This window comes from Microcoleus sp. B6-A1, assembly GCF_036705085.1.
Lineage (GTDB): Bacteria > Cyanobacteriota > Cyanobacteriia > Cyanobacteriales > Microcoleaceae > Microcoleus.
Window position 1 is genome coordinate 18,971 of sequence record NZ_JAUBTU010000088.1, and the last position, 10,176, is coordinate 29,146.

The window sequence follows — 10,176 nt, forward strand, 5'->3', positions numbered from 1 at the left end:
ATCGCCCTGCTGAGTAGCGTTTATTTCTTGCTTCTGGCAGTGGAGAATCTTTATAAAGCTGTCGAAAGTGGTTATAAGAAATGTATTTTTATGGCTTAAATCGGTCGTATTCTGTAGATGGTAAAAAATTTAATAAAAATTTCTGGAAGGGTTGAAAAAATGGTTCTACATCTGGTATTTCGGCTTCTGGCGTTCCTCTATCTAATAAAAATTTATGATGAGATTTTAAAAGGCTTTGCACTGAATCTTTAGCTACCTTGAGCAAACTCTCGCTGTAAGTTAGAAAAAGAGGGTGTGGCTTTTCATAAAAATCATATCCTCCTGCTTGACAAGAATTCCAATGGCGATCGCAGTAATCAGCAAAAAGGTGGAATAACATTGTAGATTTGCCACTCCCAGCTCGTCCATTGATAAACATCGGTAGGGAGGGTTTTTGTGGAGTTGAAATAGATTCTAAAATTTGTTCTTCTTCCACTGAGAGAGCTAGATTTGATTCGTCATCTTTTTCAATAGCTAGCCAACTTTCAAAATCTAATAGTAGGTATGCTGGATAAGAACGTCGTGCTAGGCAAGTTAGCTCATCCATACTCAATTGAGCCGGAAGATTATTAACATTTTCACCAAAGTCGGGAAGATCGATCGCCTCTACTACTTCTCTTATAGGGTCATCCGATGGTTTTTCAAGAAAAGGAGCAAGAAAAAATAAAATTTTTCTAGAGGACGTATCTTCAGTAGCAATAGTTTCGATCCTACTAAACAAAATCGATAACCCTTCCGTGTTGCTATATAACTTTACATGAGAGCAACTTGTGCTTTCATCTTCCACCTCATTTTGACTAATAATGTCGAGAATAATATTTTTGAAAGTTTCCCGTCGGTCTTTGATTTTCTCTTGTCCGCACTTTTTCACCCATTGTCCGCTTTCGTAAATCACCAAGTCTTGAGAGTCTTTACTCCAGCTAGGTAGCTCTAGCCAGACTAACAGATCGTTTGGAAGAGGCTCGCGTTTGTTTTGCTGTTGACAAACCGATTCTTTTTGTTCATTTAGCCATTCCTTAATCTCATCATCATTCAGTAATGACTCTAACTTGTCTTGACCAAATTTTTGACGTTTCTTTTTGTCTATAAATTCTTCATACTCTTGACTTTTTCGCTCCAAAATATTTACTAAGCAGAGAATCTTCTCATTATCTACCTCTTCGATCTTTGCTAATAACCTGTATTTCCCTATTCTTCGCTTCCAGTAAGGATAAATTGGATCGAAGCGATCTAACACTTCGGAGTTATCATAAAGTTTATCGATTTCAGGTTGAAGATCATACTTTTCAACGTTATCCTGGCACTGCTGTGTAATATAGATATACATAAGTTTGGGAAAGTTCTTTGGTAAGTATTCAGGTAGTAGCTGACAAAATACCTATACGGCGAATCAAAGACAACTCGTAAGTTCCGCATAGCTAGTAGACATCTCCGAAAGAATACCTTCAACCCTTGCCTTGTGTGGGCTGAGAGCGAATTTCCGGAGATATCTAGTAACTATATCGCATTAGATAACCTCTCGATCCATAAACTTATGATAACAATTGCCAGTTAAGCTGCTCGATCGCATTGGGGACACCAGGAAGAGTCTAAAAATCACAATTGTAATTTTTTACATTTTAGGATATCTTAGAAAGGTACTCCGTCAATGTGGCGTTATGAGCAGGATAACGATCGAGGTAACAGACGAACAGCACCAGCAAATTAAGGCAATGGCGGCTGTGCTGGGCAAATCTATTAAAGAGTTTGTACTCGAAAGGCTGTTTCCTTCTAACGATCGAGAGGAAGAACAGGCTTGGCAGGAACTCAAAGAACTGCTGAGGGAGCGCATAGCGGAAGCCGAACGCGGCGAAGTATCGGCTAAGACATTCAGCCAGGTTTTGGAAGAGAAGCTGGCGGCGATGGGAAAAGTGTAATGCCATCCTACGAACTCACCTCCTACGCAGAAGAGGATTTAGCAGATATTATCGAGTACACCGTTAACAATTACGGCATAGCCCAGGCGCGAGATTACGTTGCTGCGCTGGAAACCTGTGCTGAAAACCTTGCGGGTAGCCAGGGCTTCTATCGGGATCTGAAAAACATTCATCCCCGTTTGCGCGTAACCCGATGTCAGCACCATTATATTTTTGGCATCATGAGATCGGGAAGTCTGATGGTGGTTGTTGCTATTTATCACGAGCGGATGGATGTGCTGCAACGCCTGAGAACGCGCTTGAAAAACCCACAAGAAGGATAGCTGCGATCGCCCTTTAAAGAAAATCGAATTTCACTACAATAAATCCCGATCGCCTGGAAAAAGCCGGACTGCTATATCGAGAACCCTGTCCGAGCGATCGGCGGGGCACCTATGCCGTGCTGACTGAGGCATGATTGGCAATCCAACAGCAAATGTGGACGGTTTATGCTGAGGGAATTGCAGAATACTTTGGCTGTCACCTGGACGATCGAGAACTTCAGGTGATGCAGCGAGTGCTGAAGCGAATGCTTGCCGGAGTAAGTCAGTAAGGGCGAGAGTGGCGATCGAAGTAGCTGCGGAAGCAGAGCAAGTTGCCAGTATATCAATTAAGGTCGATCGCCCCTATTTCTCCTCAGTCCGCGCAGGCGGACTTTGTTTGACAAGAAGCGATTTCAATCGCCGAGTTTCAATCACCGATTTTCTGTCTATTCCCCCGCCAAATCAGCTATAACTTTCTCCACAACTCGATTCAACTCAACCGAATGAGAAGCTTTAAATAAAATCCGATCGCCCTTTTCGACAAATCCCAACAACCGCTTTGCTAAATCTTCCCGCCCATCCTTGGCTGTAATATCTCCTATCTCCACAAAAGGCAAACCCGCAGCGCCCGCGGCCATCGCCGCTGCTTCCTCAAAATCAGCAAAAACAAACAAAGCGTCAAGCTGCAAATCTCGCGCCGCCGTTCCCACTTGTCGGTGAAAGTCGATCGCCCTGTCGCCCAATTCCTTCATCGTTCCCAACACCGCAATCCGGCGCTTTCCTGGAGTATCTGCTAACAGTCTCAGGGCTGCCAACATCGACTCCAAACCAGCATTGTAAGTCTCATCCAGAATCATAATGTCCTGCGGCAAATCGTAGCGGCGCGCCCGTCCATCCGGTAACTGCACAGACAAACCTTGCTTTAAAACTTCCCAATCAATACCTAAAACTTTTCCTACCGCTAAAGCGGCCAAATAATTTACAGCATTGTGGCGTCCCGGCAGTGGCAGTGGCAATTCCACACCTTCTACTAACATTGTATCAGGATTGAGCAATTCTCCGCACAAATCCCCGCCTTCTAAACCATAACTTAAAGTTTTTCCCGACCAAACTTTTGACGCAGTTGCGATTAATCTGTCACCATCGTGATTGAGAATAGCCATGCTATCTGTAGGCATTTCGGCTAAAAGTTCGCACTTAGCTTGGGCGATCGCCTCTTCCGAACCCAATCGCCCGATATGTGCCGTTCCTACATTAGTAATTACCGCAACAGTCGGACGAGCAATTTGCGACAGCAGCGCAATTTCGCCACTGGCGCGCATCCCCATCTCAATTACAGCAAAATTGTGGGAAGGTGAAAGCTCCAACAGAGTTTTTGGTACTCCAATTTCATTGTTGTAGTTATATTTAGTTTTAAGAACATTTCCCTTCGTTGACAAAACCGCCGCAATTAACTCTTTAACAGTAGTTTTACCTACAGAACCAGTAACAGCAACTATAGGTATACTGAATTGGTCACGCCACCAACGGGCGATCGACTGATAAGCTTTTAAAGTATCATCAACGCGCAACAGCGGAAAATTAGGCAATTCCTCTTGCCACTCTCGATCGACAATCGCGGCAATCGCCCCCAAATCCCTGGCTTTTGCCACAAATTGATGGCCATCAAAATTCTCTCCCCGCAGCGCCAAAAATACTTCGCCCCCCTCAAGAGTGCGCGTATCTGTGGCAATACCTGTCCCTACAACTGTCAAAACGCCTTCAGACACAGTAGGCAAAGGTACAGTTAAAATTTCAGCAAGTTGGGCGATACTTACGCGACAAACCATAACCAGCACTCACATTTAAAATAATTATTTTCACAGCTAATTCTACCTCGCCCAACCTCAAATTTAACTAACAGCGGGCTGCGGATCGGGATTGACCTTGATCATCCTAATACTAAATCGTCGGTTCACCAAAAAATTATCCCGTACCCACCCACAATCTTTACCAATACTTTACACAGTCGATGGTATTTAAGGCCTTGCTAATTACCAACAATTCATGTCATGCTGGTGTTGATAAATAGTTTAACTAAGCAAAAAATATCGATCGGCTTAAGCTGCTGACAGCTTCTACCCATAAGTCTCCGCCGGCGAGAAGCTCGGTTGACTCAATTATTGCGATTCATTTGCCAATTCATCAAGCTAATAGCGCTGAAAGCTCCTGCCCCAGCCTCGGAGGGTTAATCCACAGTGAACGACTACAACAGACAAAGCCACGAAGAAGAACAGCTACTTTACCAGCACTGGCTGGATTTGGTACAAATAGAGCAGCCGGCCGAACTCATCAGCCGCTTTCGCACTTTGTTTATCCAGGGTACCGGATATCCCGATCGCTCGATCGCCGAAGCACTCGAAAAAATAGCAGGCTCAGAACACGCCCAACAAGAGTTCAAATACATTCTCAACCGCTGCTGCCACATCCTGATCAACCGCTGGCAAACCTACCCCAGCAAGCAAGCAGCCATCCCTGAATTGATCGCTCTGTTTGAAGAAGCGCCCAAAATCTTATTTGGATACAATCGATCGCGCGGGCGAGGCTCCATCCCCCAATTAGTAAATCAATTTACCGAAAGTGAACAGTACCTCACCCTCCAACGCTTAGCCAAAGTCATAACTCACAGCAATGAAGATAGCAGCAACAGCAAAACCCCTGCTACCCTTGCCCTCGGAACCTTAATTCCCCGCTACCCTTACCTCTACAAACACTGCCTCCTCAGCGACGATAGCACCTACGAACAGCAAAAAATCATTAAAAAAATCCAAGCTCAAAAGCAGCAGCAATTTGAGATCAACCTCTCACAATATGTCGCTCACCAAGTGAGAAAAGCTCATATAGCACGTCGGGAAACCTCCCTTTCCTTCGGCAGAAATATACAAGTTATAAAAAATCCGACCTTGTTGACCGACCCGGAATTATTCTTTGCCCTCAAGCAATTTGTTGGAAAAGTAGAAGGAGCCGATACCTACAGACAGCTAGCGGGCCGTTTCACGACGAACGCCAGCACAAATCAGTCCTACCGCTCTTTTAAAGACGACTTGTACGAATACCTGATTTCTTCTGTCACCGATGACCGCTACGGCAAACGTCTCTTTAACGAAAAATTGTATAAGCAACTACAAAATACCCTGGCCCACAGCGATGATCAGAAGTTTAACGAATTTTTAATGATCAGAACTTGCAGTCAGTTATTGAACTTTTTAGTAGTGGAGAGTCCTGTGCGGCCCAACCACTTTGTCTTCATCGACCTGATCTCAAACCTCGGGCCGACCCAAACCACAGGTTTGCTGCTGAAAATCGTACTAATTTGCGGCAAAGTCAAGCCCTACCTAGAAAAGCGACTGGCAATTTTGTTCGGTCACTACGAATGCAGTACCCGAGAAGGCGTGGTGTGGTTAGTCAAAGCCCTAGAAAACGTAAACCTAGCTTTGAGTACCAACTTTGGCAAGGTGGATGTATCTTTCCTGCGGTGAGAGGGCGCGGCATAACTTTCTCTGCTTCCACTGCAGGCAAAACATCACACCGATCAACCAGGTTTCTGAATACCCTAAAAGTTTTACCTTTAATTAGAACAACTTAATTAACTCCTGAAACCTACTCAAAAGACATTATTCTATGTTAAAGTACCAAGTGTGAATCAGATTCAGTTGCAGGCTTTGTTCATTGCTACAGAATTGTCTAAAAACTTGCCCTTCTGTATCGGCAGGGGACTCTCCGAAACTGAAATCTTCGCACTGTCTAAATTTTGGAGTTATTCCTCATGTCGATATACGTCGGTAACTTATCCTACCAAGTTACCCAAGAAGACATCACCACCGTCTTCGCCGAATACGGAACCGTTAAGCGAGTACATCTACCTACCGACAGAGAAACCAGTCGCCCCCGCGGCTTCGGTTTTGTAGAAATGTCCACAGATGCAGAAGAAGATGCAGCCATTAGTGCTCTCGACGGAGCAGAGTGGATGGGTCGCGACCTCAAAGTTAACAAAGCTAAGCCCCGCGAAGATGAAGGCCGGGGTGGTGGCAACCGGGGCGGCGGCCCTGGAAAATTTGGTCGCGCAGGAGGAGGAGGCGGAGGAGGACGTTATTAATTTCCTCATTAATGTCCTCGGATAAAGATTTGAGATTGGAGAGTTGAAATTGGCGCGAGAGCTTACCTAGCTCCGAACCACTTCCGGCCGTTCCGAACAACCTATGCTCTTCAAATTTCCATCTCTACCGGATTAAATATACCAAAAAGCCAAGGGCCGAACCCTTGGCTTTTTGGTATTTGTAGAGTTGACGGTATGAGTCTGAAACCGGCCGGGCGAATCCCTTGCAGTACCGTCAGGTTCTAATCGTCAGGTTCGATGCTGCTGCTCAATCCGTGATTATTGAGCGTTTCAGCGTAAAACTCAGCGTGTTCCAGAGCGCAAACAATCACCAATCCCATCCCGTTAGTATGGGCTTCCATCATCACATTTACCGCCTGTGGCTGAGTCAGACTGGGTACCGTCGCCATCAAAGTCTGCACCACGTACTCCATAGGATTGAAATCATCATTGTGCAGCAGAACGCGGTAGCGCGGTGCAAGCTTGCGGACTGTGGATGGCTTTTGAATAATTTCGACAGACACTAATCTATACCTCCTGACTTGTAAAATGTTAAAATTTGTTAACAGTCTTGAGCCGGATTCCTCCGCTGTGCAAGAGTATGTCACTTTCAGCTATTTTATTGAAATCTGAAAATTCAGACAAGGCAACTCCTTGGTCGATCGCGAGCTGTGAACCCAAGACCAAACCCACAGGGGGTGTCCTGGGTCCTCCGCAACCATATTCCTAGCGCCATAATATTAGAAAGGCGCGATCGGTTAAAAATAACAAACTACTACCTGTTGAGTCTCCAGAACTGAGGGAACCTTATATGAAACGCAAACCTAAATCCTACAACGACAGATTCAGCGGCGACCCATCCCGAGGAGATGAAGACTCCGACTACCCCGGCTCAATGGGCGGACAGTCGCGCCGTCAACCTCAGTCCGGCAAACCCTCTTTCCTCAATTCCGCCACCCTAGGGATTTTAACAGCCGTCTTTATTCTGGGAATTGGCATTGGCATTGCCTTTAGCTCCACAGCTACAATTAGCCCAGAGAACGTAGCCTCCCGCGAATTTATCGATCGCAGCGCCCCGAACCCAGAACTTTGCGTGCAGTTTGGAGCAAGCGCGATGGTGACAGATATGCGCCTCTACGTCACCCTCAACCCTTTCAACGTCTACATCTCGCAGCCGAGTATGCGCCCCGGATGCGTTTTGCGAACCAATAACTGGGCAATTCTCGAACAAAGAAAACTCATCAGCCAAGACCAAGTGCGCGATTGCAAAAATCGCATGAACACCTTTGGCTTCACCGGCCCCTTGGAAGCTCAACCCGAAATTAACTGTATCTACCAAAACGACGGCGCTAAAAACCTGTTCCTCAACCAACCGGGTTCGATCGCTCCAACCACGGAAGGTCAAAATTTCTAAATCGCCGATATAGCGGTTTTCAGTTGAGTCAATTTCAGATATGGGGTAGGGACTTAGGCTTGGCTTAAGTCCCTACTTTACTTCAAGAATGGAAAACTGCTCTAAGAAAATATTGAAGGAAGAGGTTCGAGGGAAGAAGAAAGTCTTCCTTCTTCCTTCTTCCTTCTTCCTTCTTCCTTCTTCCTGACATCCGTTACATCCGTTACAAAATCCGTTGCCGAACTTCCTTCTTCCTTCAAAAACCAAACTGGGGGAAATCTTCCGTTAACTGAACTTGCAAAATTTGGCCGGGTTGAATCGTAGCAGGTTGAGGAGTCGCCACGTAAGTTGTAGCAACACCACCGGCGGCTCCCGCCAACAAACCGATACCAGAAAAGCCGCTCAGCAAGAACAAAGCTAAGCCACCAATACCAGTATTTCGCAACAAACTGCGATCGGAAGGCTGAGGGCGTCGGCCTTCCACGGGCTCCGAGCGAGCCAAGAGAGGGATATTGCGACCGTTGAGACTAATAGCTTCCACTACAAATCGACTGCCGAGGTTGGTTGTTTCAAACCGGCCGATGACTGGCGTATTAGCAGGTACGATCGTATTACCGCGACTGTCGAGAATTCCCCCTTGCAGCAGCAGCACTTCCTCTCGGCTGGGCTTCGCTTGCAGCCGCAAAGCCTGAGCACCGGGGTATAGCAAACTGAGCTCCGTGCCCGCCGGCAACAAGACATTCGCCCCAGCCTCCGCCTGCAAAGGAGCATTTGATCCGCCGCGAGGAAGTGGTTCACCAAAAGTAAGCGTCCGCTGTTGGGGCGCTGCTGCCGCCGTTATTTGAGGGTTTAGGCGGGGTACAGCGGCAGCTTGTACCCCACGGCGTTCATCAAGGCGAACATTGACTAAAGGCACTCTTAGCGGCCGGATTTGGTCATTTGAAGTTGACCGCGGCGAAAAATTTGTACCGGGATTCAGGGAAGTAGGAGATTCAGGTCGATCGACCTCTGTGGCAGCAGTTGAGTTGGAATCTATTAGCCGCTGGTTTTGCGGTACTTGTATGGCAGGCTGGGGTTGAGTTTCGGGAGTTTCCATAATTGGAGTCGGTTCGATCGAAGGACGCAACACCCAGCGATTTTCTACCCCGCTTCTTTGGAATTGAACTTTCCCCGCGCTGAAACCGACTCCAGGAGCCAAATTGACCAGAATTCTCGCCGTTCCCGGTTGAAGTTGACTCACCCCCACAGAACGCACTCTACCTTGTGGGTATAGCTGAGTTGCATCTACTCCGATCTCAGTATTGGGCAAATCCACAGCAATCTGAGACGGATTGAGTAGAGAATAGGTGGGGGTTGTTCCCTCTGGGAGAGTAATTTCTAGCTGATTTGTCGCCGGATCGAATTGCCAACTTGTGACTGTAGAAGCATTTGCTGGTTCCAGTGTTGCGGGCACTGCTGCAACTGCGGCAACGACTGCTAGACTCAGACTCAGTGACTCGATCGCAAACAATCCGGGTGCTAGATAATTAACAGTCAATTTTTGTAAGTCTTCCCCAAATCTGGTGAGTAATTTTTTGTATGGCATGGCGGCTGGGTGAAATTTTTGATTTGAAATAGATTATGGATGGGAAAATTTTGCCTTCGGATAACGCTGAAAGTTTAACATTATTGCGATATGACAAATTTAACTAAATGGAAATTATTGCGATCGCGGTTCGTTCTTAACAACAAGTGGTGTCAGGTTAGACAAGATGAAATAGAATTGCCAAGTGGACAAATTATAGACGACTTTTTTGTTAATGTCCGACCCAATATCGCCCTCGTATTTGCCACTACAGAGCAGCAAGAACTTGTATTAGTGCGCCAATACAGGCACGGAGTAGGGGAAATTTTGCTGGAACTGCCGGCGGGAGCTTTCAATTCTGCTCAAGAGAGCGGGAAATCGGCAGCCGCCAGAGAACTTGCCGAAGAAACGGGATATGTTGCTGAAGAAATTTTGGAACTAGCAACCTTATATGATAACCCCGTAAAAGACACCAATTCTATCTACCTATACTTTGCTCAAAATGTCAAGCTTGCAAGCAAAATCCAATTAGATATTACAGAAGATATTGAAGTAGTTTTAGTCCCCATTGCCGAAGTTTTGGTAAAAATAAAAAACCGAGAAATTTGTGTAGCCGGAAGCATCGCAGCTATTTTTTTAGGATTAGATTTTTTGAATAAACAGCGGTAAGGTGCTGTATTAATGGAACCTTACACGCTGTTTATTGCCCTTTGGTCTTAACGAGAAAGAGCAATAAAATCCAGAGAAGTGAGAGAATTATCAGCGCCAAAAACCTGAGCCAAAACCTCGCCAGTCGCAGCAACTTGTAGCAGTGTGGCATTCCCCGT

12 protein-coding genes are annotated in these 10,176 nt (G+C 46.1%); 8 read left to right on the forward strand and 4 right to left on the reverse strand.

Annotation, left to right across the window (positions count from 1 at the left end; all coding sequences use genetic code 11):
• Positions 1–88: 88 nt before the first annotated feature.
• A complete protein-coding gene (locus QUB11_RS25130; RefSeq protein WP_333206526.1) occupies positions 89–1,366 on the reverse strand; it encodes a hypothetical protein in 1,278 nt (425 codons plus the stop codon).
• A 331-nt stretch (positions 1,367–1,697) separates the two neighbouring features.
• On the opposite strand from QUB11_RS25130, the gene QUB11_RS25135 reads away from it, so the two are divergent.
• Genes QUB11_RS25135 through QUB11_RS25145 form a run of 4 tightly spaced genes read left to right on the forward strand, consistent with a single transcriptional unit; the run spans position 1,698 to position 2,547 of the window.
• Positions 1,698–1,955, forward strand: a complete 258-nt coding sequence (locus QUB11_RS25135; protein WP_333179728.1) for an antitoxin — start codon at positions 1,698–1,700, stop codon at positions 1,953–1,955.
• A complete protein-coding gene (locus QUB11_RS25140; RefSeq protein WP_015178023.1) occupies positions 1,955–2,278 on the forward strand; it encodes a type II toxin-antitoxin system RelE/ParE family toxin in 324 nt (107 codons plus the stop codon). Before QUB11_RS25135 ends, QUB11_RS25140 begins: the two co-directional genes overlap by 1 nt.
• 38 nt (positions 2,279–2,316) lie before the next feature.
• Positions 2,317–2,412, forward strand: a complete 96-nt coding sequence (locus QUB11_RS31360) for a MarR family transcriptional regulator (RefSeq protein WP_071884039.1) — start codon at positions 2,317–2,319, stop codon at positions 2,410–2,412.
• Positions 2,413–2,547: a hypothetical protein gene (locus QUB11_RS25145; RefSeq protein ID WP_333206524.1), complete on the forward strand. Its 135-nt coding sequence runs from the start codon at positions 2,413–2,415 to the stop codon at positions 2,545–2,547.
• A gap of 156 nt (positions 2,548–2,703) precedes the next feature.
• Here the strand turns inward: QUB11_RS25145 and QUB11_RS25150 are convergent, their stop codons facing one another.
• Complete coding sequence (locus QUB11_RS25150) at positions 2,704–4,086, reverse strand: UDP-N-acetylmuramoyl-tripeptide--D-alanyl-D-alanine ligase (RefSeq protein ID WP_333206522.1); 1,383 nt, start codon at positions 4,084–4,086, stop codon at positions 2,704–2,706.
• 408 nt (positions 4,087–4,494) lie between these two features.
• On the opposite strand from QUB11_RS25150, the gene QUB11_RS25155 reads away from it, so the two are divergent.
• Together QUB11_RS25155 and QUB11_RS25160 are read left to right on the forward strand one after the other, a co-directional pair.
• On the forward strand, positions 4,495–5,775 hold the full coding sequence (locus tag QUB11_RS25155) for a hypothetical protein (protein ID WP_333206520.1): 1,281 nt from the start codon (positions 4,495–4,497) through the stop codon (positions 5,773–5,775).
• A gap of 287 nt (positions 5,776–6,062) precedes the next feature.
• Positions 6,063–6,392: an RNA-binding protein gene (locus QUB11_RS25160; protein ID WP_333198593.1), complete on the forward strand. Its 330-nt coding sequence runs from the start codon at positions 6,063–6,065 to the stop codon at positions 6,390–6,392.
• A 242-nt stretch (positions 6,393–6,634) separates the two neighbouring features.
• Here QUB11_RS25160 and clpS read toward each other — a convergent pair whose 3' ends face one another.
• On the reverse strand, positions 6,635–6,916 hold the full coding sequence (clpS, locus tag QUB11_RS25165) for an ATP-dependent Clp protease adapter ClpS (RefSeq protein WP_015178019.1): 282 nt from the start codon (positions 6,914–6,916) through the stop codon (positions 6,635–6,637).
• Between the two features lie 287 nt (positions 6,917–7,203).
• Here clpS and QUB11_RS25170 point away from each other — a divergent pair, with 287 nt between their 5' ends.
• A complete protein-coding gene (locus QUB11_RS25170; protein ID WP_333035210.1) occupies positions 7,204–7,806 on the forward strand; it encodes a DUF3172 domain-containing protein in 603 nt (200 codons plus the stop codon).
• Positions 7,807–8,041: 235 nt separating this feature from the next.
• On the opposite strand, the gene QUB11_RS25175 is transcribed toward QUB11_RS25170, so the two are convergent.
• Entirely contained in the window at positions 8,042–9,370 is a 1,329-nt protein-coding gene (locus QUB11_RS25175; RefSeq protein ID WP_333206517.1) for an AMIN domain-containing protein, read from the reverse strand.
• 90 nt (positions 9,371–9,460) lie between these two features.
• On the opposite strand from QUB11_RS25175, the gene QUB11_RS25180 reads away from it, so the two are divergent.
• Positions 9,461–10,018 (forward strand): NUDIX hydrolase, encoded by a 558-nt coding sequence (locus QUB11_RS25180; RefSeq protein WP_333206515.1) that lies wholly within the window; start codon positions 9,461–9,463, stop codon positions 10,016–10,018.
• Positions 10,019–10,176: the final 158 nt, after the last annotated feature.

Excerpts from the sequence above, each read along its gene's own strand:
- QUB11_RS25130 (WP_333206526.1), bottom strand. The coding sequence starts at position 1,366 with ATGTATATCTATATTACACAGCAGTGCCAGGATAACGTTGAAAAGTAT.
- QUB11_RS25135 (WP_333179728.1), top strand. The coding sequence starts at position 1,698 with ATGAGCAGGATAACGATCGAGGTAACAGACGAACAGCACCAGCAAATT.
- QUB11_RS25140 (WP_015178023.1), top strand. The coding sequence starts at position 1,955 with ATGCCATCCTACGAACTCACCTCCTACGCAGAAGAGGATTTAGCAGAT.
- QUB11_RS25150 (WP_333206522.1), bottom strand. The coding sequence starts at position 4,086 with ATGGTTTGTCGCGTAAGTATCGCCCAACTTGCTGAAATTTTAACTGTA.
- QUB11_RS25160 (WP_333198593.1), top strand. The coding sequence starts at position 6,063 with ATGTCGATATACGTCGGTAACTTATCCTACCAAGTTACCCAAGAAGAC.
- QUB11_RS25170 (WP_333035210.1), top strand. The coding sequence starts at position 7,204 with ATGAAACGCAAACCTAAATCCTACAACGACAGATTCAGCGGCGACCCA.
- QUB11_RS25175 (WP_333206517.1), bottom strand. The coding sequence starts at position 9,370 with ATGCCATACAAAAAATTACTCACCAGATTTGGGGAAGACTTACAAAAA.
- QUB11_RS25180 (WP_333206515.1), top strand. The coding sequence starts at position 9,461 with ATGACAAATTTAACTAAATGGAAATTATTGCGATCGCGGTTCGTTCTT.